The organism is Bacillus sp. 3G2, from assembly GCF_044324725.1.
GTDB classification, from domain to species: domain Bacteria; phylum Bacillota; class Bacilli; order Bacillales; family Bacillaceae_G; genus Bacillus_A; species Bacillus_A mobilis.
Window position 1 is genome coordinate 487758 of sequence record NZ_CP172246.1, and the last position, 26673, is coordinate 514430.

Here is a 26673-nt window from a genome sequence, read left to right on the forward strand (position 1 = left end):
TCTCAAATGATAGAAAAATTTTGCGGTTATGAAGATTTTTTTGGGAGAAACCATCATTTTAAATAGAAATTGGAGATTGGTACGTATTTTGCATAAATAATAGTTGAAATCTCTAAAGGAGGGATATGCAACGTTTCAGTAGCAATTAATAAGAAGGAGGAGTTTATAAAGTGAAGATGGTTATAGAAGGCGTGTATAGTCCTTGTTACGGGAAAGTAGAGAAGCTATTTGTTGCGGAAAGTTCATACGTATACGAGTGGGAGAAATTAGCGTTAATTGAAACAATAGATAAACAGAAAGTAGAAATTAGGGTAGGAATCAGTGGATATATCGAATCATTAGAAGTAGTAGAAGGACAAGCTATCGCTGATAAAAAATTATTAATAACAGTGAGGGATGATCTTTTAATAACAGGTAGTGATTAATAAGTGCTACGTATTTTGCTCTTTTCAATCATTATTTTTATGATGAATAATTTTAAAAACGCTTACATTAAGTGGGTTTCCAAAGGGAAAAGGGGGGATTTATATGATGGATCAAAACCAAGGGTTAAAACGGGAATTGAAAAGTAGGCACATATTTATGATTGCACTTGGAGGAGTTATTGGTACCGGTCTTTTTTTAGGATCTGGGTATACCATTCATGAAGCTGGGCCTGGAGGAGCGATTGTAGCGTATCTTGTTGGAGGATTTGTTATGTATTTAACGATGCTCTGTCTTGGAGAGTTAGCTGTTGCGATGCCTGACGCAGGATCTTACCAAACGTATGCTACAAAGCACATTTCCCCTGCAGCGGGTTATGTAGTCGGATGGATGTCGTGGTTAAACTGGTCTGCTACGATAGGTATTGAACTGATTGCAGTTAGTATTTTAATGAAACGATGGTTTCCTGATGTACCGTCATGGATTTGGTGTGTAGCGTTTGCGGTGCTTCTCTTTGCTATCAATGCATTATCTTCAAGAAGTTTTGCAGAAGTTGAATTTTGGTTTGCAAGTATTAAAGTCATTACAATCATTGCGTTTATTATTTTGGGCGGGGCAGCGATGTTTGGTTTTCTAGATATGAAAGGAAACGAACCAGCACCGATGTTCTCTAGCTTTACTGATTATGGTGGGTTGTTTCCAAATGGACTATCAGCCATTTTAATTACGATGATTGCAGTTAATTTTTCTTTCCAAGGCACGGAACTAGTTGGTATTGCGGCTGGAGAGAGTGAAAATCCAGAAAAAACGATCCCGAAGGCAATTAATAATACAGTTTGGCGTATACTGGTGTTCTTTGTATTATCTATTTTTATTCTTGCAGGACTATTCCCTTGGCAGCAAGCGGGAGTAATAGAAAGTCCATTCGTAGTTGTATTTGATAAAATTGGTATTCCTTATGCGGCTGATATTATAAATTTCGTTATTATTACAGCAGTTCTATCTGTTGCGAATTCAGGGTTATATGCAACTTCTCGTATGCTATGGTCTATGTCTAATCAAGGAATGATTAGTCCAATTTTCGGTAAGTTATCTAAAAATGGAGTTCCTATTTATGCATTGATTGTAAGTACAATTGTAGGTTGTCTCTCATTACTATCAGGTATTTATGCGGAAGATACTGTTTATTTATGGCTACTTTCTATTGCCGGATTTGGGGCAATATTAGTTTGGGCATCTATTGCTCTATCTAACTTATTAGCTAGAAGGTCATATATTAAGCGGGGCGGGGATGTGAAGGACTTGAAATTTAAAACCCCGCTATATCCATTCGTACCACTCCTTGCATTAACATTAAATGTAACAGTTATAGTTGCTATGGCTTTTATCCCAGAGCAAAGAATGGCGTTATATTGTGGAATTCCATTTATGATTGTTTGTTTACTGTTTTACCGTGCGACAAAGAATAAGGGAAGCAAGATAGAACATGTTGAAAAAGTAAATACAACAGAAGCAGAAAGTTTATAAATATATTAGAAACTTATGCTGAAAAAAGAGACTGTAAAATTGTAAACAGTCTCTTTTTTTGTGACAATAAAGCTGCAAATATACTATGTATGCAAAGGGGAATTAGCGATGAATCAAGAAGTTTCACAGCTATTAGAACAGATTGATTTACGAAAAGACGAGTTACTAGAGCTTACAAAGAATTTAATCTGTTTTGAAACACCAGCACCGCCGGCGAGAAACACAAATGAGGCACAAGAATTTGTTGCGGATTTTCTAAGAAATCGAAATTTTTGTGTTGATAAATGGGATGTATATCCGAATGACCCGAACGTTGTTGGGGTGAAAAAAGGGATAGAAAGTGACACACATAAAAGCCTTATTATTAACGGACATATGGATGTAGCTGAAGTATCAGCAGATGAGGCATGGGAGACTAATCCGTTTGATCCGTTTATAAAAGATGGTTGGCTAGTTGGACGTGGTGCGGCAGATATGAAAGGTGGACTGGCTGGAGCGCTATTTGCTATTCAGATTTTACAAGAAGCAGGTATTGAATTACCTGGAGATTTAATCTTTCAATCAGTAATTGGGGAAGAAGTTGGAGAGGCAGGTACACTCCAATGCTGCAAAAGGGGGTATGATGCTGATTTTGCAGTCGTAGTGGATACGAGTGATTTACATATGCAAGGACAGGGCGGCGTAATTACTGGATGGATTACTGTGAAAAGCCCTCAAACGTTTCATGATGCAACACGCAGGCAAATGATCCATGCTGGAGGACGTTTATTCGGAGCGAGTGCGATTGAAAAAATGATGAAAATTGTGCAAAGTTTACAAGACTTAGAGCGTCATTGGGCAGTTATGAAAACATATGAAGGTTATCCATCTGGAACAACAACAATTAACCCAGCTGTTATTGAAGGCGGACGGCATGCAGCGTTTATTGCGGATGAGTGCCGGTTATGGATAACAGTGCACTTCTATCCGAATGAAACACATGAACAAATAATAAAAGAGATTGAAGAGTACATTGGGAAAGTAGCAGCTGCTGACCCATGGTTAAGTGAAAATCCACCACAATTTAAGTGGGGCGGAGAATCAATGATTGTGGATCGTGGCGAAATTTTCCCTTCTTTAGAAGTAGATAGTGAACATGCAGCAGTAAAAACTCTTAGCTCAGTACACGAATCCATTCTATCTAAAAATGCAATTTTAGATATGTCTGCAACGGTAACGGATGGTGGTTGGTTTAGTGAATTTCATATTCCAGCTGTTATTTACGGACCAGGTACATTGGAAGAAGCTCATTCAATAAATGAAAAAGTTGAAGTAGAACAGTTAATTGAATTTACAAAAGTAATAACAGCATTTATATATGAATGGTGTCACACAAAAAAATAGATTAGTATGTTGAAATCGTACAGGTATGTATACTTGTACGATTTTTTAGTGAACTATTTCAGAGCTGAACAGAAACAACTGAAATAGTTTTTTGTTTTTTTATGTCTTTCGTTTTAGTTCGATTAATTTCTCTTTCGCTAACTCAACAGCAATTGCATCATCTAAATAGCCAATTGGAAAGAGATAATCAGGGATAATGTCTGTTGATAAAATGAAATACAGTAATGCGCCTCCGAGAACCGCACGTTCCTCATTTGAAATAGTCTCATTGCAAAATTGTTGATACATATCTGTTAATTGTTCAATAAAAGGGCCAGCGCTATCGATTTGTTCTAATTTACTCGCGAAACTTTCATGAATACGTTTTTCACCTTCTGTTGTTTGAGCATAGCGTTCATAGTTTTCAAGTTCTTGTTTTACGCGCGTAGTTGTATAGTCGAAATCGAATAAGTTAGAGGATTGTAGTGTTTGCTGAATTGTATCAAGAGATGTGTACATATCCGTCTTTTCTTTATTAATGTGAGGAGAATCAGGATACATCTCATCAAATAACAATTGGGGTGGAACTTGCAAGCATTCTGCAAATTTTTGTATATGTTTTTGTTTTGGCGGTTGTTTACCATTCATAATTCTTGAGATTGTTGCGGGATCAATATTTGTATGCATTCCTAATTGGCGCATGGATAAGGCACGTTCTTTCAAAAGTTTTTTTATTAATGTACTAAGCCGTTCATTTGGATTTTCTTTAGGCATTGTGAAGGCACTCCTTTTTTATTGTTGAAAAAATGTTGAGCATTTATTACATGTATATGAAATAGACAGGCACAGTTGCTCAACATTTTCATAAGATGCATGGAAAAGTGAGAAAAAGGGGTGAATGTTGATGAGTACGGCAGGTTTGTTTTCAATTTTTTTAATCGGAATTGCTTCTAATTTAGATAATGCAGGTGTTGGGATTGCATATGGCATTCGTAAAATTCGAATTTCGTGGTTTAATAATTTTATCATTGCATTTTTTGGATTTTTATTTACTTTATTAGCTGGATTTTTTGGGAACTGGATCGCATTATTTATTTCAGAGTTTACGGCAAATTTGATTGGGGCAATTGTTTTAGGAATAATTGGAGTGTTTATTTTATGTCAGCCTTTCTTGAGTAAAAAAGAGACCGTAGATTGTAAAGATGATAATGTACTTATGGAGATTTTACGTGATCCAGAAAAAGCAGATTTTGATGGTTCTAAAACAATTAGTTTTTCTGAAGCAATTGTGTTAGGTGTAGCGTTGTCTATTAATAATATCGCAGGTGGATTTGATGCTGGGGTAACAAACTTGAATCTGTGGCTTACGGCATGTATTTCTGGGGTGTTTAGTTTTATTTGTATTAGTGGTTTTGCGTATGTAGGGAAACGATTTTTAGCAGCATACTTAGGGAAATGGGCTACTGTGATTGCGGGCGTGCTATTAATTCTTATTGGGATAGATCAGTTATTGTAACATACAATGTTCGAGCATTTCCTCGGAAATACTCGAATGAATTGCATATATCGACATCGGATGCGCAATTACCGAGACGTTACTGTTTCTATAAATATGAAAGCACCTACATAGGTGCTTTTTCAACGTATATCTTCAATTAATTGTTCCGTTTCTTCATGCATACTGTACTCACTTAAAACTTGAATGCAGAGCCACTTTAGTTCTTCGATAGTATGTTCAAGTTCTTCAGGAAGCACGTGATGAATGTCTTCAAGTCCCATTCCGAAATGAATAAGTTCAAGCACTTGATCATCGATGTTCCGATCCATTAATAGTTCAAGTACTTCTAAATTGAATATGTATCGGTGAGCTTCATCGAGTGAAACCACTTTTAACTTCAAGCTTTCTACAATACTCAATATAAAAAGAAGAATTGTTTTTTCAAGAACAGGCTGTTTTTCCATTTGAAATATTAGTTTCATCTTTCACACCTCCACATATAGCGCTAGGTTGTACTATATTATTCAGGAGGGGGGAGCAAATATGCATGATATAGAGAAACTTTCAGTACGGTTTTTGTAGGGGAACGGATAGCTGATAAAGTTGAGGATTTTATGAAATAAAAAAATCCTGCTAGTATAGCAGGATAACTCTCAATTAAAAAATGCTCCAACCTTCTTGAGCAGAAAGAAGTTCAAGAATTTTAAAACCAGCGATACTATTTCCGTTTGCATCTAAAGCCGGTCCGAAAATACCAATTCCCATTTCTCCTTTTACGCAGCCAAAAATGCCACCAGCTACACCACTTTTTGCTGGAATACCAACACGAATCGCAAATTCACCAGACTCGTTATACATACCACATGTAACCATAAATGTTTTACAGATTTTTGTAATATGTTTAGGGATAATTTGTTTTTTCTTATATGGATCATATCCATCCATCGCAAAAATTAACCCGATACGTGCTAGATCGATACAGTTTACTTCTACTGCACATTGACGAGTGTATAAATCCATAAGTTCTTCAATGTCACAATCGATAATTCCGTTTTGTTTCATATAGTAACAAAGTGAACGGTTTAAGTACGCTGTCTCTAATTCTGAATTGGCAACTTTAGAAGAATAATTAATAGTAGGATTATCTGTTATTTCACGTACAAAATGAAGGATACGTTCCATTTTTTCCTCATTATCTTTTCCTGTTAACATGCTTGTAATGGCTAGTGCCCCTGCATTAATCATTGGATTAAGTGGCTTAGAGGGACTTGTCGTTTCTAACTTAATAATAGAATTAAATGGATCACCAGTTGGTTCCATTCCAACTTTAGAAAATACATATTCTTCACCACGATCTAAAAGGGCAAGTGCAAGTGTAATTACTTTTGAAATACTTTGAAGAGTAAATAGTGTTTGTGAGTTGCCAGCATGGATGTATTCTGTTTCTTTATGGAAAATGGCAATCCCTAAATCATCTGGATTTGCATTTCCTAGTTCGGGGATATAAGTAGCAAGATTTCCTTTTTTCGTATATGGTTTTACTTGTTCTAACAACTGTTGTAAGTTGTTTGTCTCAATGCACTGCATAGTACCAACGCTCCTATTTCGAATTAACTAAGTTTACTTTTCCCGATATGCTCGGAAATAAATAATAACATGAAAAAGTGGAATGATAAAACGAAAGTTACATGTTCTATAGTAGGTCTTTTGTTTTGAGTATTCTGTATAAAAAAAGGAGAATTTCCCTTTTATATAACAGTTTGGAAATAGGAGATTTATCCATAAAAAATTCGAAAATAAAAACTACACATCTATACAACTATATGTTATTATGGTTATGTAAATAGAAAGCGTTTTCTAAGGCGTACTTATAATGATAACGATTTCATAAATTTGATAGGGGGAATTAAAATGTTGCAGTTTCTACAACGTATTGGTAAAGCGTTAATGCTTCCAATCGCCGTACTACCAGCAGCAGGATTATTGCTTCGTTTAGGACAAGAAGACGTATTTAACATTCCTGTTATGGCACAGGCCGGTGCAGCAATTTTTGATAATTTAGCACTTATTTTTGCAATTGGTGTTGCAATCGGTTTGTCTATTGATGGTAGTGGAGCAGCTGGACTTGCCGGAGCAATCGGATATCTTGTTTTACAAAATACAACGAATGCTCTAAGTAAGACATATTCAGCAGCAGAGTTAAATGATAAATTAAAAGGTGTTCAAGATTTAGTCGGTTCAGTAGATCCAACTAAATTAGCAGATACAATGACAAAGGTTTCAAAAGCAGCGGCGTTAACGCCGAAGATTAATATGGCCATACTCGGTGGTATTATTGCAGGGGTTGTTGCTGGGTTACTATACAACAAATTCCATAAGATTAAATTACCAGAATGGTTAGGATTCTTTGCAGGAAAACGTTTCGTACCAATCATTACTTCAATCGTAATGCTTCTTTTAGGATTAGTATTCGGTCAAATTTGGCCAACAATTCAAAGTGGTATTGATGCGGTAGCACATGGCATCGTGAACTTAGGTTCAGTTGGTGCTGGTTTATTCGGATTATTAAACCGTTTATTAATTCCAATCGGTTTACACCACGTAATGAACACATACTTCTGGTTCGTACTTGGTGACTTTACAAATGCAGCTGGCGATATCGTTCATGGTGATATTGCACGCTTCTTTGCAAAAGATCCATCAGCAGGTATGTTTATGACTGGTTTCTTCCCAATCATGATGTTCGGTTTACCAGCAGCATGTTTCGCAATGATTGCAGCTGCTAAACCAGAAAAACGTAAAATGGTTACAGGTATGTTAGGTGGTCTAGCATTAACTTCATTCTTAACTGGTATTACAGAACCAATTGAATTCTCATTCATGTTCTTATCACCAGTATTATATGGAATTCATGCTGTATTAACAGGTCTGTCTCTATTCATTACAACAACTCTCGGCATTCACGATGGTTTCTCATTTAGTGCCGGGGCAATCGATTACTTCTTAAACTTCGGTATTGCAACAAAACCATTGTTACTAGCAGGTATCGGTTTAATTTACGCAGCAATTTACTTTGTAGTATTCTACTTCTTAATTAAGAAGTTCGACCTAAAAACTCCTGGTCGTGAAGACGAAGAGGAGCTAGCTGAAGGTGAAGAAGCTCCAGTTGCAGGTTCAATTGGTGAAACTTACGTAGCAGCTTTAGGTGGAAAAGAAAACTTAACAGTTATTGATAACTGTGCAACACGTCTACGCTTACAAGTGAAAGATGCTGGTCAAGTAAACGAAGCAGCATTAAAACGTGCTGGTGCAAAAGGTGTTATGAAATTAAGTAACACGAGTGTCCAAGTTATCGTAGGCACAAATGTTGAATCTGTTGCCGATGATATGAAAAAACACGTATAAATAATGAGATAAGAGGATATCCCAAAAGATTGATAACATCAATTTTTTGTGGGTATCCTCTTTTTTATATTAAAATTTTAACAGCAATCTTACTTTTGTAAATTTTCTTTTTCTTTTTTATACATATAGGTTGGTAATATGTGCAGTGCGTGATAAAGTAGGGATGACGTCGAATGGAATGTCGAAAATCTATGAAAAAGATCCGAAATGAATCTTGTGTAGTGGAATTAAATTATCGGTAAATAAGGGGAAAAAAGCAATCATGGATCAGGAAAAAATTAATGCGAATGGGAAGTCACTTCGGCCGATTGTATACATAAAAAGAACAATCATTCTCGTCTTACTATTTTCAGTTGTATATTTCATGTATACAAAAATTGTTGCGGATAATAAAAAAGAAGAAACTTTAAAAGCAGCAGCAGAAATGAAGAAACAAGAAGAGCTGAAAAAGAAAGAAGAAGAAAAAAAGAAACAAGAAGCACAAAAACAAAAAGAGCAGGAAGAACAAGTGAAGCAAGTACAAGCTGTGGAAAAGCCTGCTGAGGGACCACCTCAAGAAATTAATGAAAACGCTCAATTAGATCAATATTTACAAAACGCAGGATTTAGCGGGACAGCTGTTATTGTGAAGAACGGAAAAGTTCTTTTGAATAAAGGATACGGTATGGCGAACAAAGAGAAACAAGTACCGAATAATTCAGAGACAACTTTTTATATTGGTTCTATTTCAAAGGCATTTGTAGCGACGGCTATTATGCAATTAAAAGATCAAAATAAATTAAACGTAGAGGATACGGTTGCAAAGTATATTCCAGATTTCCCTCAAGGTAATGGTATTCAGTTAAAACATTTACTAACGCATACATCAGGGATTCCAGAGTATGAACAGGGAACAGAGGATATTTCTCATGAAGAATTGATAAAACGAATAGGAAAACAAAAGCGTATTGGGAGTCCAGGGGAGAAATGGAAATATTCCGATTCGAACTATTCGATACTTGCCTACATCGCTGAGAAGGTAAGTGGACAACCGTTAGAAGAGTATATTAAACAACATATTTTTGCTACTGCGGGTATGAAGCAGTCTGGTTTCGGCAAAGCACTAGAGCAAACAAGATTTCCATCGACAGGTTATAAAATAGTAAATAACAATATGACAACACCTAATATTCCAAGTATGTCACAACTATATGGTTGTGGTGATATATATACAAGTGCACATGATTTATATTTATTTAATGAAGCACTCTTCTCTGGAAAGTTGATTTCAAAAGAGAGTTATGATCAAATGTTTACGGCCGTGAAAAAGGATTACGGATTTGGTTGGTATGTAGACCCAGGAAGTTATTCGAATCACGGTGTAATGCCAGGATGGAATTGTTTAAATGGATTTAGTAAAAACGGAAGTGTGTATGTCGTTTTATTATCTAACATTCAAAACAACATTAAATCATTTGGTAAAGTGAATAACGACATTTACACGATGTTGCGAAATGTTGAAGTGTAAGAGGCTATCCTTTTGGATGGTCTTTTTTTATTGAGGAAGTGTAGGGGGCAATGAGATAATGAAATAAAGTGAAACTTTAATCAGTGGGATTCTTACTGCCCGGCGAATAGTGGGATAAATGGAAAAGGGGGAGGGATATGAGTATACATAAGCATCACGCACGTAACGCGAAACGCATTTTTTTTGTATCCGTCATTGTATGGATTATCGTCGCAATTGGATTAATGATGGAATATAAAAAAGGGATGCTATTCACTTCCGAGAAAGAAAATCTAAAATTAATAGGTGTTGTACTACCAGCATTTGGATTGTTAATATATAGTTTTACAGAAAAAAGAAGATCAAAAATGCTGAAACAGGAAAATTATAATATAGAAGCCTCTGAATTATTTGAGCAAAAAAAATTTGTTGTTCGCAAAGAGGTAGGGGTATTTCAAGTAATAACGTACTTTGGATTAGATGGCAGTGCAGTAGGGTTTTTTAAAGAAGAGTATGATTTTATTATGCAACGTGTATGGCAAGCTGTACTTTCCTTTTTTGTTAAGGGACTACATAAGCAACAATTTTATTTGTATAATCACTCGGGAGAAAAATTATTGCGTGTTCAAAAGAAGACGGGAGTACGCAATTTCTATATTTTTTCTGATGTAGAGGGAAAGAAAATTGGAGAATTGAAACAAGTACTAAGTTTAACAAAGTGGGAATGGATTTTTTTAGGGGTGGATGGTAAAGAATGTGCTAAAGTGACTGGGGACCTTTCAGCAACAATGCAGAAAATAGATTGGCGAGATGGAACGCATATTGATGTGAAAGAAGATGGTATTCCGTTAGAAGCTGTTAAGTATTTCTCGGCAAGTGGTGGTTCACTAGTTACAGCTTCTATAAGTGAACAGGCAGAATTACCACGAGCGGTTTATTATAGCGTCTCTGCCATAATTACAATTAAAAATTAAGATATATATAAAGATAGATGGGACACCATCTATCTTTTTTTGTGATTAGAACATATTGTTTCTTTGAAAAATGTATGCCTTACCTATCACAAAAAAAGCCTGATTTGTATACATTAAGATGTATGGATGTAATTTTTAAACTTTAAAAAATAATAGGAGGAGAAGTATATGTGTCTGTTCAAAAAATATTGGCATAAATTATCCCGATTATTTAATAGACAATTAGGCTATTTTTTAGATGACAAATTATTACCTGCTGTGGAACGACTTTTATTTTCGCAAAACTTTGCAAGGTTTATTCAAAGAAACTCTAAGCAAGCTACGGAAGAATTTATTGAATCAAGTAGATTTCAATCTATTATTTGTAACATTTTAAAAGAATGTAATACATCACCTTTTAAAGAAATTGCAGAGCAATATTTAGGTAAAAACGTTGAAATTACTGTGACGGTGGGACAGTTAACAGGTGTGATTGTAGCAGTGGGTGATGATTTCTTAACACTGCAAGAAGGAATAGGAACGGAAGTTTTATTACCATTTACAAGTATTATATCAATTAAAGAGGCGTAAGAAAGGAGACTTATATATGTTATTTACTGATGAATTGCGTAACCATGTTGGTGAGTTAGTGCAAATTGTGACAGCGGTTGAAATTGTTGCGGGTATTCTGTTATCTGTGACAGACGGGGCAGTAAGTGTTCGTACTTCTCCCTCTTATGGACCACCAGAAGATGTAGTTGTACGTATTCCTATTATTTCTTATGTTCGCTTGGAAGGGTAAGAGTGATACAAGTATGAGAGTATCAGTTATTATTCCAGTGCATAATGAAGCAAGTACTGTATCACAAGTTTTAGTAGAAGTAGAGAAATTGAAACCTTATGAAATTATCGTAGTAGATAATGGATCGACAGATGGGACAAAGGAAATAGCGTTACAACACCATTGCCGAGTAATTTATTATAAATATTCTCTTGGCAATGATGTTGGACGGGCAATCGGAGCAAGAGAAGCGAGAGGTGACATTGTTTTATTTTTAGATGGTGACATCGTTATTGATAATAAAGAGCTGCAACGTTTCGTAAAAGGAATTCAGCAAGGCAACCAAATTGTTGTGAATAATTTAACATGGTCCGTTTATTTAAAGATGAGGCCACATTATACGACAGTTGGAAAGTTTATGTTGAATCGTTATTTGGATAAAAAAGAGCTTGTTGTTGGTTCTTTAATCGCAATTCCACATGCAATGAGTAGAGAAGTTATTCAGAAATTTGGTTGGTGGAATTTAGCCGACCCCGCACTATTTCAAGCGATGGCGATGTCTAGAGGAGTAGATATTGTCGATATGGCTTCGGTCGATGTTATTCATACCAATAAAGTGCGTCCTGTTCATACTGGTACATCGCCCGGTTCGCCTTATCCGAAAGCGACTAGTCGTATTATGGGAGATCATTTACGTGCTTTGCAATACGTAATCGAAATATATGGTAAGCGCGGTGGTTTTTCAGAAGGAAATAGGGATAGAGAGTTTGTAGGAAAGTATAAACCAGTTGTATTACAAAAGAGAAAAGCGAAATATAGTGCGATTATCCCAGTATCAGAAGAGAAGATGACTATAAAATCTGTTATACAAGAAGTAAAAAAAGCAGGTGTAGATGAAATTATAGTGGTTGCGAATGGAGCTGATATTGAGACAATTAAACAAGCAAAGTTAGAGAATGTTATCGTTATTGAATTCGAGGAAGCGCTCGGACATAATGTGGCCCGAGCGATAGGAGCTATGCATGCCACGGCCGATATTTGTTTATTTGTCGATGGTGATTTTGTTATTCCGGGAAAAAAACTAATTCCATTTTTACATGCGATTGAAGATGGGCATGATGTGGCATTAAATGATTTACAGTGCTTATTAGATATGTTTCATCCGGCAGATCCAATTAGCATGGGAAAATATTTTGTGAATTTGGTAGCGAAACGACCAGATTTATGGAATAACTCATTAACGGCAGTACCACATGCTATGCATAAAAAGGTAATAGAGAAAATAGGATACGATTCTCTTATCATTCCGCCACTAGCTCAAATGAAAGCTATTTTGGAGGGATTCTCTATTACAGCGGTAGAGTTTGTAGATGTTATAAAAACAAATCGGGTACGCCCAGAGCAACACGGATTTGTAAATGGACGTATTCCAGCATTTGACCGTATTTTCGGTGACCAACTTGAGGCAATTGCATATTTATTACAATCCACAGATGAACGCGGGAGTTTTACAGATGGAGAGCGGGATAGAAATATAATTCAACAATTGAGAAAGGAAGAAGAGAATACAGATGAATGTTAGTAGTACAGTCGCTATTATCGGATTAGGATATGTTGGCCTTCCTTTGGCAGTTCATTTTGCAGAGAGAGGACATACAGTAATTGGATTAGATAAAGATACTAGAAAAATAGAATCAATTATAAAAGGAGAAAGTTATATTCCAGATGTTTCTTCTAAATTATTACAAAGTTTATTGTCTAAAAAAAAATTAATAGTAAATACACCGGATCAAGGTATTGCTGATTTTCAAAATAGTGATTATGTTATTGTCACTGTTCCGACTCCAATTAATGAAAAAAGAGAACCAGACTTAAGTGCCCTCATTTCAGCCTCGCATTATATACAACAACACCTTCAAAAAGGACAAACCTTCATTTTCGAAAGCTCCACATATCCAGGTACGCTCGAGGAAGTTATCATTCCGATTATTTCTCAAGCAGGCCAAAAGGTAGGAGAAGATTTCTATATCGGATATTCCCCTGAGAGAATTGATCCGGCTAATAGTCACTATTCCGTTCAAACGATTCCAAAAGTTATTAGTGGACAAACAGAAAAGTGTAAACAAAAAGTACAGGAGTTATATAGCACTATATTTGATGTAGTTGTTCCAGTTAGTTCTCCGAAAGTAGCGGAAATGTGTAAGTTATTTGAAAATATTCAGCGTCTAGTCAATATTTCATTAGTAAATGAGTTAAACACACTATGTGAAAGTTTAGGAATTGATTTTTATGAGGCGCTTGAAGCTGCATCTACAAAGCCATTTGGATTTACTCCATATTGGCCAGGGCCAGGGATAGGGGGACATTGCATTCCAGTAGACCCTTTATATTTTCAATGGAGAATAAAAAAGAATGGAGCAATTAGTCAATTAATTGAGGCGGCACATGTAATTAATGAAGAAATGCCAGAGAAAATAGTTCGGAAAGTAAAAGGCATGGTGCAATCACCCGCATCAGTTTTAATTGTAGGAATTGCGTATAAGAAAGATGTAAATGACTTAAGAGAATCACCAGCGTTGCCAATTATTGAATTGTTAATAGAAGAAGGCTATGAGATAGAATATCATGATCCATATATTTCTTCTGCAAAATTTGGAGATAAGGTGTACCAATCTGTTTCTTTGAATGAACAAGCCATGAAACAAGCCGGTTGTATTTTAATTTTAACTGATCACTCTAATATCGATTGGAAGCTTTTTAAAGGAATGAAGCGAGTAATAGATACACGTGGAATTGTAAAGAAGGTGAGTGTATGAGTAAGAAATGTTTAATTACAGGTGGAGCAGGATTCATTGGATCGCATCTAGCTGAAGAATTGGTGAAAAGAGGTTATGGGGTCACAATCGTTGATAACTTCTATAAAGGAAAAAATAAATATCATGATGAGTTAATGAAAGAGATCCGGGTTATTCCAATAAGCGTTTTAGATAAAAGCTCAATTTATGAATTAGTAAATCAACATGATGTCGTGTTTCATTTAGCAGCAATTTTAGGTGTGAAAACGACAATGGAAAAGAGTATAGAGCTGATTGAAACGAATTTTGATGGAACGAGAAATATTTTACAAGCAGCGCTAAAAGAAAAGAAGAAAGTAGTCTTTGCATCTACCTCAGAAGTATATGGTAAGGCAAAGCCACCCTTCTCTGAAGAGGGGGATCGATTATACGGGGCGACTTCCAAAATACGTTGGAGTTATGCAATTTGTAAAACGTTAGAAGAAACATTGTGTTTAGGATACGCTTTAGAAGGTTTACCTGTAACGATTGTTCGTTATTTTAATATTTATGGTCCAAGAGCGAAAGATGGTCCGTATGCAGGGGTAATCCCACGATTTATCAGTGCGGCACTGCAAGGAGAAGACATTCTCGTATATGGAGATGGAAAGCAGACACGTTGCTTTACGTATGTAAGTGATGCGGTAGAGGCAACGATTCGAGCGATGGATGAGAAGGTAAATGGTGAGATTATTAATATAGGTTCTGAGAATGAAAAGAGTATAAAACAAGTAGCAGAAGTAATTAAAAAGTTAACGAAATCTTCTTCAAAGATTGTCCAAGTTCCTTTCGAAGAGGTATACCCACATGGCTTTGAAGAAATTCCAAATAGAAGACCAGATGTAACGAAATTAAAAGAACTTGTGCAGTTTGAAGCGATAGTAACGTGGGAACAAGGATTGAAAGAAACTATTAAATGGTTTCGTGAAGAAAACAATGGCTAAGTCGCTATCAATTATTATACCTGTATGTAATGAAGCAGATACGATTTCAGACGTTATTCAATCGGTAAAAGGATTAAATCCAGTAGAGATTATTGTAGTAGCAAACGGTTGTAACGATGGTACAGAAGAGGTTGCTGGTCGTTTAGGGTGTAAAGTAATCGAGTATACAGATCTACTCGGGAACGATGTTGGACGTGCAGTCGGCGCAAAACACGCGATAGGTGATGTGCTACTATTTATAGATGGAGATTTTGCTATTCAAACTTCAAAATTACAATTATTCCTGAACCCAATTTTACATGATCAGGCCGACATCGTTTTAAATAATTTGGATGCATTATTTTTAAAGAAACAAAAACCACACTCTGTGACAGTATGGCGCCAAATATTAAATGCGATGTTAGAACGTGAAGAGTTAAAAATTGATTCTTTATTATCTGTACCTCATGCGTTGACGAAAGAAGTTGTTCAAAGCATTGGATATGAAAGTTTTATTAATCCGATTGTAGCTCATTTACGCCTAGTACAAAGCAAATGGAGAATTAGTCGTCATTGTGCAATTGACGTTATTACGCCGAATAAATTTCGGCCGACCGAGCATGCAGCGTATGGCACGGGTCTTTCTCAATCTGAAAAACGGATGATAGGTGATCATATAGAAGCTGTAGCGGAGCAAATAGTGGGTAGTGATGAGCGCGGAGGATATTATGATGGAAATAGGAAAAGAGATAGTGTTTATCATACTTTAGATTTCGAAGATTTTTATCAAGGATGGGGCGTCACATCTAAGTTGTATAAAGGAAAGCAATTATCGGTCATTATTCCTGTACAAGATGAAGAGAAAACAATTGGAAACGTTATAGAAGAGCTCCGCAAAATTGAACCTTTTGAAATTATCGTTGTTGTAAATGGTTCGTCTGATCAAACAGCAACGATTGCAAAAGAAAAGGGAGCAACAACAATTGTATATAAAGAAGCACTTGGAAATGATGTGGGGCGTTCACTTGGAACTTATTTTGCAAAAGGGGAGATTGTGTTATTTATAGATGGTGACTTTGTTATTCCAGCTAGGGAATTATATCCTTTCGCAAAAGCTATTGCAGATGGAATGGATGTCGCCTTAAATGATCTAAATCATTATTTAGATTTAAGAGTACCGCTTCATCTTGTAACTGCATTTAAATATGCATTAAATTTAGCTTGTGATAGAAAAGATCTAGGAGTAGGCTCTCTTATCGCTGTACCGAATGCGTTTAGTCGTAAGTGCTTGAAAGAAATCGGATATAGATCTTTACTTTCACCTTGTGTAGCTCAAGTAAAAGCTATTCTGTCAGGGTTCGAGATTGCGTGTGTAAGTCGTGTAGAGGTCGATAAGATGAACCGTATTCGTCCCAGTGAACATTTTGCAAAAATAGGTCATCCTCCAGCTGTCTTGCGAATTATAGGTGATCATATAGAAGGATTAGAGCAATTAATTGTATTAGAAGGTAGTCGCGGTGGATTCTATGATGGGAATAGAAAAAGAGATGTTTTAGAGTAGTAACAAAAAAAGTGTACAACATATGTACACTTTTTTGTTCTGTTATAAAAACTATAACAGTTTAGGAGATAAGAGTATTACAGCTCTACAATGGGTATTGTTTTTGTATTACAAAATAGGACTCGTATATAAGGATACCAAAAAAATACAATTAAGGAAAGGGTTAATTATAAAGACTTTTAAGTGAAGTTAACACTATGCATATAGTAGTTTGCTCAATGTTTCACAAACATGTCACAACTGTTTCGTTCACTTTCGCCAAAAAGTAGTATTCTAAGTGTGTAAGCTGTTATATAAAAAATCTTAGTCCTGTACTAATCAAAAATGGAGGAGATTAGGATGACTCAAGTATTAGAAAATGTTAAAAACGCATGGGAAAACTTTAAAGGTGAAAAATGGAAAGCAGAGATTGATGTTCGCGATTTCATTTTAAATAATGTAAACGTTTTCGAAGGAGATGAATCTTTCTTAGCGGGAGCAACTGAAGCAACGAAACAACTTTGGGATCAAGTAATGGATTTAACAACGAAAGAACGTGAAAACGGTGGCGTTCTTGATATGGATACAAAAATTGTTTCTTCTATTACATCACATGAACCAGGATATTTAAATAAAGATATTGAAAAAGTAGTCGGTTTCCAAACTGAAAAACCATTTAAACGTTCTTTACAACCATATGGTGGTATTCGTATGGCGGAACAAGCTTGTGAATCTTATGGATACGAAATGGATAAAGAACTTAGTCGTATTTTCAGAGACTGGAGAAAAACGCATAATCAAGGTGTATTTGATGCATACACACCAGAAATGAAAGCGGCTCGTAGATCAGGTGTAATTACTGGTCTTCCAGATGCATACGGACGTGGACGTATTATCGGTGACTACCGACGCGTAGCTTTATATGGTATTGATCATTTAATTGAAGTGAAAAAAGCTGATTTGAATTTAACTGGCGGTGTAATGAGCGAAGATACAATGCGTTTACGCGAAGAGTTATCTGAGCAAATGCGTGCACTTCAAGAGTTAAAACAAATGGCTGCTTCTCATGGCTTTGATATTTCTAAGCCTGCCACAAACGCGCAAGAAGCATTCCAATGGTTATACTTCGCATATCTTGCAGCAATTAAAGAGCAAAACGGAGCTGCGATGAGTCTTGGACGTACTTCTACATTCTTAGATATTTATATTGAAAGAGATTTAGCAAATGGTACTTTAACAGAAGAAGAAGTACAAGAAATTGTGGATCACTTCATTATGAAATTACGCCTTGTGAAATTTGCAAGAACACCTGATTATAATGAATTATTCTCTGGTGACCCAACTTGGGTAACTGAGTCTATCGGTGGTATGGCATTAGATGGTCGTCCATTAGTAACAAAGAACTCATTCCGTTTCTTGCATACACTAGATAATTTAGGACCAGCTCCAGAACCAAACTTAACAGTTCTTTGGTCTAAACAATTACCACAGAACTTTAAAAACTACTGTGCGAAAATGTCTATTAAAACATCAGCAATTCAATATGAAAATGATGACATTATGCGTGCTGATTACGGTGATGACTACGGAATTGCTTGTTGTGTATCTGCAATGAGAATTGGTAAACAAATGCAGTTCTTCGGTGCACGTGCAAACTTAGCAAAAGCGTTACTATATGCGATTAACGGTGGTAAAGATGAAAAATCTAAAGCACAAGTTGGTCCTGAGTACGCACCAATTACTTCTGAAGTATTAGATTATGAAGAAGTTATGCATAAGTTTGATATGACAATGGAATGGTTAGCGGGTCTATATTTAAACACATTAAATGTTATTCATTACATGCACGATAAATATAGCTACGAACGTATTGAAATGGCACTTCATGATACAAATGTTCTGCGTACAATGGCAACAGGTATCGCGGGTCTATCTGTAGTAGCAGACTCTTTAAGTGCAATTAAACACGCAAAAGTAAAACCAATTCGTGATGAAAACGGAATCGCAATTGACTTTGAAATTGAAGGAGATTTCCCTAAATACGGTAACAATGATGACCGTGTAGATGAAATCGCTGTAAATCTTGTGAAAACATTTATGAATAAACTTCGTAAACATAAAACATACAGAAATTCTGTTCATACAATGTCGATCTTAACAATCACATCTAACGTTGTATACGGTAAGAAAACTGGTAACACTCCAGATGGTCGCCGTACTGGAGAACCATTTGCACCAGGTGCGAACCCAATGCATGGCCGTGATACGAAAGGTGCATTAGCTTCATTATTATCTGTAGCTAAATTACCATATGAAGATGCACAAGATGGTATTTCTAATACATTCTCTATTATTCCAAAAGCACTTGGTAAAGAAGATGATGTACAAGTACGTAACTTAGTATCAATGCTTGATGGTTATGCAGTAAAAGAAGGTCATCACTTAAATATTAACGTATTTAATCGTGAAACATTGATGGATGCAATGGAACATCCTGAAAAATATCCACAATTAACAATTCGCGTATCTGGTTACGCTGTAAACTTTATTAAATTAACACGTGAACAACAAATCGATGTAATTAACCGCACAATGCATGAAAGTATGTAAGTGAAAAAGTGTCCCTCTGCTTTATATAAATAGCAGAGGGAGGCTGCTTCAATAAAGGAGGAAGTAACATGGTAAAAGGAAGAATTCATTCTGTAGAGTCTTGTGGTACTGTTGATGGCCCAGGAATTCGTTATGTCATATTTACACAAGGGTGTTTATTACGTTGTCAATATTGTCATAATGCTGATACGTGGGAGATCGGTAAAGGAAAAGAAATAACAGTTGAAGAAGTAATGCAGGATGTGACATGTTACCTTCCTTTTATTGAAGCTTCTGGAGGCGGTATAACAGTTAGTGGTGGGGAACCATTATTACAGCTAGATTTCTTAATTGAATTATTTAAGAAATGTAAGGAAGCTGGAATTCATACAACAATCGATTCTTCGGGTGGTTGTTATTCTGAAGAACCAGAATTCCAAAATAAGCTAGATACTTTAATGGATTACACAGATTTAGTTTTATTGGATTTGAAACATATTGATTCAAAGAAACATCGTAAATTAACAGGAAAACCAAATGAACATATTTTACAATTTGCTCGTTATTTATCGGATAAAAATAAACCGATTTGGGTACGACACGTATTAGTTCCTGGTATTACGGATAATGAAGAGGATCTGCAAAAATTATCTAGTTTTATTCAAAGCCTATCTAATGTTCAAAAAGTTGAAGTGCTACCATATCATAAGCTTGGTGTATATAAATGGGAGGCACTTGGGCATAAGTATCCACTTGCAAATGTAGAACCACCTACTGAAAAAAATGTAGAACAAGCAAGACATATTTTACAAGCAGTCTAATCCAAATATTGGATTAGGCTTTTTGCTTTCTTTACAATAAAACCTAGAGTATGTATATAGAAAAGAGTATACTGAAAATAGAATATCCATATTTTTGTAAGGAATAAGTGGAGAAATTTACATAATTGTAAAGGGAAATCAAAATAGTAAAAAGAATTAAGAAGTAAAAGAGTGAGTATCATGGAATAGAGAACATTTGTAAGTTATTGCGAAAGCTCTTATAGGAAAGTATAATGTAAAGATATGAGCACAGATAGGATTAAGGGGTCAATCTTATATGCTTTGCATATCCACGACAGGTACATAGCTGAAAGAGAAGTATTAGAATCTGTTTATGTAATTTTTAAGGAAAATGTTTTTCCTATTGTCGTATATGCAATATGGAGAAACAATAAGCTAGGAGTGGATTTGTTTGATAAAAAACCCCAAGGTTTTAATATTAACTGCACATTACGGTAATGGTCATGTGCAAGTAGCGAAAACATTAGAACAAACATTTCGCCAAAAAGGAATTGAAGATGTAATTGTATGTGATTTGTTCGGAGAATCACATCCAGTTATAACCGATATTACAAAATATTTATATTTGAAAAGTTATACAATAGGAAAAGAATTGTACCGCTTGTTTTATTACGGCGTAGAAAAAATTTATGATAAAAAAATAGCATCTTGGTATGCGAACTTTGGAAGAAAACGTTTGAAATTACTTTTACAAACAGAGAAACCGGATATTGTTATTAATACTTTTCCGATCATAGCTGTACCAGAGTTAAAAAAGCAAACAGGTATTTCAATTCCTGTGTATAACGTATTAACGGATTTTTGTGTGCACAAAATATGGATTCATCGGGAAGTAGATCGTTATTTTGTAGCAACTGATCACGTGAAAAAAGTTATGGTTGATATCGGTGTGCCCGCGGAGCAAATTGTTGAAACTGGAATTCCGATTCGTAGTAGTTTTGAGCTAAAGATCAATCCAGACATTATATATAATAAATATCAGTTATGTAAGAATAAGAAGATTTTACTAATTGTAGCAGGTGCTCATGGGGTATTAGGAAGTGTAAAAGAACTATGCCAATCATTTATGTCAGTACCTGACTTACAAGTAGTTGTCGTTTGTGGGAAAAATGAAGCGTTAAAGCAGGATTTATTAGGGTTACAGGAAAAAAATCCTGATGCATTAAAAGTATTTGGTTATGTTGAAAATATTGATGAATTATTCCGTGTTACTTCTTGTATGATTACGAAGCCCGGCGGTATTACGTTAAGTGAAGCGGCAGCATTGCAAGTACCTGTCATTTTATATAAGCCTGTTCCAGGACAAGAAAATGAAAATGCAATGTACTTTGAAAGAAAAGGAGCTGCAGTTGTCATTCGTGATGATAGTGAGGTTTTTGCAAAGACAGAGGCGGTATTACAAGATGATATGAAGCTTCTTCAAATGAAAGAAGCGATGAAAAGCATTTATCGTCCGGAGCCAGCTGGTCATATTGTGGATACAATTTTGGCAGAAAATCATGTAGAACCGAATCATATACCTATTAAATCACCTGCTCTTGCACAATTATTTACTTAATATGAAACCCTCTTTTATATGTTTAAAGAGGGTTCTTTATGTTTTATCCCGCTTTAATGGGCAGTAAGACCCCCACCTCAAAATTCAGCGAAAGCAAAGAAGTTAGGTGTGGGATCAACTGCCCATAAAAGTCCGATTGGTTCAACTAATAATCAGTGGGGGATGAAGAAAACCCCACTGATCAAAGTTTCACTTTATAAGATAAAGTAAGTATTAACTTATCCACATGAAGATTGCGCTTCCATTAAACAGTAAAGTCTAAATATTAACAACTATATCCACATTGTCCACAATTTTTAGAAAATTATCCACAATTCTAACATTTACTATGCGTTACAACATATAAATTTGTGAAGGGTTTGCGGAATTTATTCACAATTCTATAAATTTTGTGGATAACGTTATCCACAAAAAAGGGTTCCTTATTTATAAGGAACCCTTTTTTGTGTATTCTATCACGTAGAAAAGATATGTAATGAGAATGAATAATTAGGGGGGAAAACTTCTAATTATTCATTCTCACTTTAAATACTTTTCGAGCGATAACCCGCTGCGCGATCTGCTTTGCGAAATTCTCGTTGGTAGAGAACCTCTTGTGTACTAGATAATGTATTTTTTGCTTTGTCACGTTTCTTTTTATCCATTACAAATCACCTCGTGTCCTAAAGTCACTATCTATCGTTTCCAAAGACATGGGGTGATATACGTATATGGCAAAATGTTAATGGTTAATTATTTTTTCTAAAAATTTAGATTACGCTTCTTTTAATTGATGAGCATCTTGGAACGTTGTATCTCGCATTGTAGCAAGTGTATATTGATCTTTTGGAATTTCATATAAGTTATATACTTCTTCATTTGCGTTAATTTCATCATAAACGGCTTTTCTTGTTTCGTTTGCTAGATTAACATATTGTAGTTTTTCGGCAGCTTTAATAGAACGAATATTTATTTTCCGAATACGCATAAAGATTGTTTCAATATCTAATTCATAGAAAAGTTCACTAAAAAATGAATCTTTCGCCAATTTATTATAACCTTTTCCATGATAGGGTTTGCCAAGCCATGTTCCGAGAAATCCGGCTTTTTCTTGCACATCAAATAAAGTAATTGTTCCGATAGGGTTACCCCATTCATCTAAAATTGTGCGTGAAATTAATTCCCCACGCTCTTCAGCTTCAATCGTTTGTTTCGTTAAAAATAAATACTCCTCGTAAGAATAAGCCTTTTGACGCACAAAAGGGAAGACAGCTGGATCCACCATTAACTCGTATAGAACGTGGCTGTCGTGTAAGTCGCGTTTTTTCAACATACTAACTCCTCCTCACACGAGGGTAGCATGACGAAAAAGCACCCCACCCTCGAAATTTTTATATCAATCTTTAAAAAATTTCGGGGTGGGAATCGAACCCACTAGAACCAGTTTCTAACGCTGGTGGCGCACCATTTGCCTTCCCCATTCATCAATTTGAAAATGATAATCACGACACAAATTGATTATGGTTTCATTCAGTTTATAATCGTATAATACTTTATCTAGTCAAAAAAATAAACTAGTTTTTTTTATTTTTTTTGTAAATTATTTTTCCATCAATCATGGTTAGTACAGGCTTGGCTAAATAGTGGAAGGGATGATGAGTCCATAACACGAGATCAGCGTCTTTTCCAACCTCAATGCTTCCAATTCTATCCTCTAAACGTAAATTTCGTGCTGGAAATATAGTGATTCCTTCTAGTGCAGTTTTTTCGTCTAATCCTTCTCTTACTGCGACAGCAGCACAAACATTTAAATATTGAATTGGTGTATAAGGGTGATCTGTTGTTATAGAAACTTCCACTCCATTTTTCGATAATATATGGTAAGTATCCCATGTTTTGTTTTTAAGTTCGATTTTAGAACGGCGTGTAAGAGTGGGGCCAACTGAAACCTTCAAATTGTGTTTTGAAAGCTCTTCAACAATAAAGTGTCCTTCTGTGCAATGTTCAATACGTAGATCGAGATTGAACTCTGTTGCAAAGCGTAGAGCAGAACTAATATCATCTGCTCGGTGAGCGTGGATACGTACGGGTATTTCTCGGCGTAATGCTTTTAAGATCGGAAGCATTCGAAAATCAGCTTCATGTCCGTAGTGCTGTGCTTCATAGAATGATTCTCGAAGTAACCCCATAATTCCCATACGTGTAATGGATTCTTTTGTTCCGTTACTATGGACCTTTTTAGGATTTTCTCCAAAGGCAATCTTTAAGCCGGCAGGTTCTTGAATAATCATATGATCAATACAAGTTCCAGCTGTTTTTATTACACAAGTAGTACCACCGATAATATTTTGACTTCCTGGCATAACGTGAACAGTTGTGATTCCGTTTTGTACAGCATCTTGAAAGGCAATATCAAAAGGGTGGATTCCGTCTAAGGAACGGATATGTGGTGTTGATACTTCAGATGTTTCATTTGCATCATTGCCAGCCCAACCAGTACCTTCATCATAGAGACCAAGATGAGTATGAACATCAATAAATCCAGGTAAAAGATGAAGAGCACGAGCGTCTATAACTGTCATATCTTGGGTAGGTTGAATGGAAGGCTTGACCTCGGCAATTCTTTCTCCTATAACGAGTACATCCCCTTGAAATTTTTGGGATGTAATAGGATAGACAATGGCTTGTTTGAGCAATATTTTCATAGGTACCTCATTTCTGTTACTTTACAATGCTAATGGAATTTAAGGGAAAGTAACTGAAAGATTATTTGTGTAATAATGCTCCGGATTCTAGAAAATGAAAGTTTTGAAAGGGGCCCCTGTAAAACTGTGTTTTAGAAGTACTATATTGTATGCGAAAGTATATTTTGTAATGCATGGTCTACTGTCGGAAATGTGTATTGATACCCATGTGCAATTGCTTTACTAGGTAATACATGTTGTCCTTCTAGTACAAGAATACTCATCTCACCCAATAAAGTGTGAAGCATAAATGAAGGGACAGGTAACCAATGAGGTTTTTTCATTATAGTTGCAATGGTTTCTCCAAATTCCTTCATTCTTATAGGTAGGGGAGCTGTAATGTTAAGAGGTCCATCAATTTCTTCTTTGTGTATGATGAAATCAATAAGGCGAACGACATCGTCTATATGAATCCATGATAACCATTGGCTTCCAGATCCAATTGTACCTCCGATATAGAATTGATAAGGGAGTAGCATTTTGGGAAGAGCTCCTCCGTCTGCGCCTAATACAACTCCGAGTCTTGCGTAGATTGTTCGCATTCCAAGAGAACGTGCTTTAGATGCTTCTTGTTCCCATGCATATACTGTATTTGCTAAAAAGTCATTTCCAGGAATCTCATGCTGTTCTGTAAAAGAATCAGTTTCAGACGTTCCATAATATCCAATAGCACTTGCGTTAATAAATGTATTTGGTTTTGTATCAAGTGTTTGCAATTGTTTAATGAGCCCTTTTGTTGTTTGAATTCTACTGTTTAAAATGGAATCTTTTTGTTTCTTTGTCCATCTACTATTAATAGACTCTCCAGCTAGATTAATAACTACATCGATAGAAGAGAGGGGGAAGGTTTGTAAATCTGGTGACCATTGTACATACTGAAGGTTAGGCGATGAAGTTTCAATAGTTTTGTTTCGAGTAAGAATGTAAACATTATATCCTTTTTGAATAAAAAAAGTAGAAAGGTAATTACCGATAAAGCCGGTACCACCAGAAATTGCGATTCTCACAATTATTTCCTCCTCATTATATATATTCTTGAAAAGCAAAAACGTTCCTTGACTATGGTAAAATAATAGAGAGGTGAGAGTATGGCTGTCATTACAAAAATAGAAGTGCAAAAACGATCGAAAGAACGGTTTAATATTTATATTGATAAAGGTCAAGGTGAAGAGTACGGGTTTAGTGTGAATGAAGTAATCTTAATAAAACACGGATTACAAAAGGGCTTAGAAATTGATGAAATAGCGTTAGGAAATATTTTGTACAATGAAGAGGTACAAAAAGCATATTTACAAGCAGTCTCCTATTTATCCTATCAAATGAGAACGAAACAAGAAATAGAAGATTTTTTACGAAAAAAAGAAGCGGGACAGGCCATCATCTCTGAAGTCGTTTCGAAATTATTACATGACCGATATATTAATGATAAAGAGTACGCTGTTTTATATACGAGAACGCAAAGTAATGTGAATCGAAAAGGTCCCACTGTTATTAAAAGAGAGTTGTTAAATAAGGGTGTTCAGGATCTAATTATTACGCATAGTTTACAAGAATATCCGAAGGAAAAGCAAATTGAGAATGCTTTAATTCTTATAGAAAAGAAGAAAAGGTCTTATCAAAAGCATTCCTTTTTACAAATGAAGCTAAAGTTAGACGAAATGCTCGTTCGTAAAGGATATTCTAGAGATGTGATTCAAATTTGTTTGGAAGAATTGAAAGACGAAAAAGATGACGAACAGCAACAAGAAGCGTTACACTATCATGGGAATAAATATTATGAGAAATATAAGAAGTATGATGGATGGACATTCGAAAATAAGATGAAACAAGCGTTATATCGCAAAGGATTCTCTATTGATGAGATAGAGATATTTTTGCAGATGAAACGCGAAGAGGGATGAGGGGAATAAGATGAATATGCCAAAGCGCTACAGTGAAATGACACCACATGAGCTAAGGGAAGAAATTGGCCTTTTGAAAGAGCAATCGATAAAGGCAGAGCAGCTTGGAATTGTAAATGAGTTCGATGTATTAATGAGAAAGATGGCAATGGCTCGCGCTTATATGACTGACATAAATAAATTCCATATTGGTGAGACATATGAATTGGTAGAAGAACCTGGTATATTATTTAAAATTACGTATTTCAATGGGGTATTTGCTTGGGGACATAAGCAAAATGATAATGAAGAGATTGGAATACCGATTTCCTTATTGCAAGAAAAATAA

25 protein-coding genes are annotated in these 26673 nt (G+C 35.6%); 18 read left to right on the top strand and 7 right to left on the bottom strand.

Features of this window, described 5'->3' with window-relative positions; translation table 11 throughout:
• Window positions 1–170 precede the first annotated feature (170 nt).
• From ACHZK0_RS02485 to ACHZK0_RS02495, 3 genes are all read left to right on the top strand, one after another.
• Complete coding sequence (locus ACHZK0_RS02485) at window positions 171–425, top strand: biotin/lipoyl-containing protein (protein WP_262741362.1); 255 nt, start codon at window positions 171–173, stop codon at window positions 423–425.
• Between the two features lie 103 nt (window positions 426–528).
• Complete coding sequence (locus tag ACHZK0_RS02490; RefSeq protein WP_262741361.1) at window positions 529–1950, top strand: amino acid permease; 1422 nt, start codon at window positions 529–531, stop codon at window positions 1948–1950.
• Window positions 1951–2058: 108 nt separating this feature from the next.
• Entirely contained in the window at window positions 2059–3333 is a 1275-nt protein-coding gene (locus ACHZK0_RS02495; RefSeq protein ID WP_262741360.1) for an acetylornithine deacetylase, read from the top strand.
• Window positions 3334–3432: 99 nt separating this feature from the next.
• On the opposite strand, the gene ACHZK0_RS02500 is transcribed toward ACHZK0_RS02495, so the two are convergent.
• Window positions 3433–4086 (bottom strand): DUF1232 domain-containing protein, encoded by a 654-nt coding sequence (locus ACHZK0_RS02500; protein ID WP_262741359.1) that lies wholly within the window; start codon window positions 4084–4086, stop codon window positions 3433–3435.
• Between the two features lie 130 nt (window positions 4087–4216).
• Between ACHZK0_RS02500 and ytaF the strand changes: the two genes are divergently transcribed.
• Window positions 4217–4828 carry a sporulation membrane protein YtaF gene (ytaF, locus tag ACHZK0_RS02505; RefSeq protein ID WP_262741358.1) on the top strand — a complete coding sequence of 204 codons (612 nt, stop codon included), beginning with the start codon at window positions 4217–4219 and terminating at the stop codon, window positions 4826–4828.
• 122 nt (window positions 4829–4950) lie between these two features.
• Here the strand turns inward: ytaF and ACHZK0_RS02510 are convergent, their stop codons facing one another.
• Window positions 4951–5292, bottom strand: coding sequence for a DUF3969 family protein (locus ACHZK0_RS02510; RefSeq protein ID WP_262741357.1), 342 nt, complete (start codon window positions 5290–5292; stop codon window positions 4951–4953).
• Window positions 5293–5467: 175 nt separating this feature from the next.
• Window positions 5468–6397 carry a glutaminase A gene (gene glsA / locus ACHZK0_RS02515; protein ID WP_061676732.1) on the bottom strand — a complete coding sequence of 310 codons (930 nt, stop codon included), beginning with the start codon at window positions 6395–6397 and terminating at the stop codon, window positions 5468–5470.
• Between the two features lie 324 nt (window positions 6398–6721).
• On the opposite strand from glsA, the gene nagE reads away from it, so the two are divergent.
• The 12 genes from nagE (at window position 6722) to ACHZK0_RS02575 (ending at window position 21721) form a co-directional block, all read left to right on the top strand.
• Window positions 6722–8215: an N-acetylglucosamine-specific PTS transporter subunit IIBC gene (nagE, locus tag ACHZK0_RS02520; protein WP_098871395.1), complete on the top strand. Its 1494-nt coding sequence runs from the start codon at window positions 6722–6724 to the stop codon at window positions 8213–8215.
• Window positions 8216–8477: 262 nt separating this feature from the next.
• On the top strand, window positions 8478–9722 hold the full coding sequence (locus tag ACHZK0_RS02525; RefSeq protein WP_270342709.1) for a serine hydrolase domain-containing protein: 1245 nt from the start codon (window positions 8478–8480) through the stop codon (window positions 9720–9722).
• Window positions 9723–9859: 137 nt separating this feature from the next.
• Window positions 9860–10675 carry a sugar ABC transporter ATP-binding protein gene (locus ACHZK0_RS02530; protein ID WP_270606489.1) on the top strand — a complete coding sequence of 272 codons (816 nt, stop codon included), beginning with the start codon at window positions 9860–9862 and terminating at the stop codon, window positions 10673–10675.
• Window positions 10676–10843: 168 nt separating this feature from the next.
• Window positions 10844–11245, top strand: coding sequence for a DUF2642 domain-containing protein (locus tag ACHZK0_RS02535; protein ID WP_262741354.1), 402 nt, complete (start codon window positions 10844–10846; stop codon window positions 11243–11245).
• 16 nt (window positions 11246–11261) lie between these two features.
• Window positions 11262–11456 carry a hypothetical protein gene (locus ACHZK0_RS02540; protein ID WP_262741353.1) on the top strand — a complete coding sequence of 65 codons (195 nt, stop codon included), beginning with the start codon at window positions 11262–11264 and terminating at the stop codon, window positions 11454–11456.
• Window positions 11437–13017, top strand: coding sequence for a glycosyltransferase family 2 protein (locus ACHZK0_RS02545; protein WP_395761688.1), 1581 nt, complete (start codon window positions 11437–11439; stop codon window positions 13015–13017). The genes ACHZK0_RS02540 and ACHZK0_RS02545 overlap by 20 nt, the downstream gene beginning before the upstream one ends.
• Window positions 13007–14251 (top strand): nucleotide sugar dehydrogenase, encoded by a 1245-nt coding sequence (locus ACHZK0_RS02550; RefSeq protein WP_270342713.1) that lies wholly within the window; start codon window positions 13007–13009, stop codon window positions 14249–14251. The genes ACHZK0_RS02545 and ACHZK0_RS02550 overlap by 11 nt, the downstream gene beginning before the upstream one ends.
• Complete coding sequence (locus tag ACHZK0_RS02555; RefSeq protein ID WP_063263178.1) at window positions 14248–15213, top strand: NAD-dependent epimerase/dehydratase family protein; 966 nt, start codon at window positions 14248–14250, stop codon at window positions 15211–15213. Before ACHZK0_RS02550 ends, ACHZK0_RS02555 begins: the two co-directional genes overlap by 4 nt.
• Window positions 15206–16753, top strand: coding sequence for a glycosyltransferase family 2 protein (locus tag ACHZK0_RS02560; RefSeq protein ID WP_395761117.1), 1548 nt, complete (start codon window positions 15206–15208; stop codon window positions 16751–16753). Before ACHZK0_RS02555 ends, ACHZK0_RS02560 begins: the two co-directional genes overlap by 8 nt.
• Window positions 16754–17092: 339 nt before the next feature.
• The gene (gene pflB, locus ACHZK0_RS02565; RefSeq protein ID WP_262741349.1) at window positions 17093–19342 is read left to right on the top strand and encodes a formate C-acetyltransferase; all 2250 of its coding nucleotides are present in this window, start codon (window positions 17093–17095) and stop codon (window positions 19340–19342) included.
• Between the two features lie 68 nt (window positions 19343–19410).
• Window positions 19411–20142: a pyruvate formate-lyase-activating protein gene (gene pflA / locus ACHZK0_RS02570; protein ID WP_073518173.1), complete on the top strand. Its 732-nt coding sequence runs from the start codon at window positions 19411–19413 to the stop codon at window positions 20140–20142.
• A 412-nt stretch (window positions 20143–20554) separates the two neighbouring features.
• The gene (locus ACHZK0_RS02575) at window positions 20555–21721 is read left to right on the top strand and encodes a diglucosyl diacylglycerol synthase (RefSeq protein ID WP_262741348.1); all 1167 of its coding nucleotides are present in this window, start codon (window positions 20555–20557) and stop codon (window positions 21719–21721) included.
• A gap of 524 nt (window positions 21722–22245) precedes the next feature.
• On the opposite strand, the gene ACHZK0_RS02580 is transcribed toward ACHZK0_RS02575, so the two are convergent.
• The 4 genes from ACHZK0_RS02580 to ACHZK0_RS02595 form a co-directional block, all read right to left on the bottom strand.
• Window positions 22246–22365 (bottom strand): YfhE family protein, encoded by a 120-nt coding sequence (locus tag ACHZK0_RS02580; RefSeq protein WP_000358484.1) that lies wholly within the window; start codon window positions 22363–22365, stop codon window positions 22246–22248.
• A 110-nt stretch (window positions 22366–22475) separates the two neighbouring features.
• Window positions 22476–23033 (bottom strand): GNAT family N-acetyltransferase, encoded by a 558-nt coding sequence (locus ACHZK0_RS02585; RefSeq protein WP_000914737.1) that lies wholly within the window; start codon window positions 23031–23033, stop codon window positions 22476–22478.
• Window positions 23034–23274: 241 nt separating this feature from the next.
• Window positions 23275–24405 carry an amidohydrolase gene (locus tag ACHZK0_RS02590; protein WP_000698308.1) on the bottom strand — a complete coding sequence of 377 codons (1131 nt, stop codon included), beginning with the start codon at window positions 24403–24405 and terminating at the stop codon, window positions 23275–23277.
• A gap of 140 nt (window positions 24406–24545) precedes the next feature.
• Window positions 24546–25451: a TIGR01777 family oxidoreductase gene (locus ACHZK0_RS02595; protein ID WP_270606490.1), complete on the bottom strand. Its 906-nt coding sequence runs from the start codon at window positions 25449–25451 to the stop codon at window positions 24546–24548.
• 81 nt (window positions 25452–25532) lie between these two features.
• Here ACHZK0_RS02595 and recX point away from each other — a divergent pair, with 81 nt between their 5' ends.
• Together recX and ACHZK0_RS02605 are read left to right on the top strand one after the other, a co-directional pair.
• Complete coding sequence (gene recX / locus ACHZK0_RS02600) at window positions 25533–26345, top strand: recombination regulator RecX (protein ID WP_097819913.1); 813 nt, start codon at window positions 25533–25535, stop codon at window positions 26343–26345.
• A 10-nt stretch (window positions 26346–26355) separates the two neighbouring features.
• Window positions 26356–26673, top strand: coding sequence for a YfhH family protein (locus ACHZK0_RS02605; protein WP_262741346.1), 318 nt, complete (start codon window positions 26356–26358; stop codon window positions 26671–26673).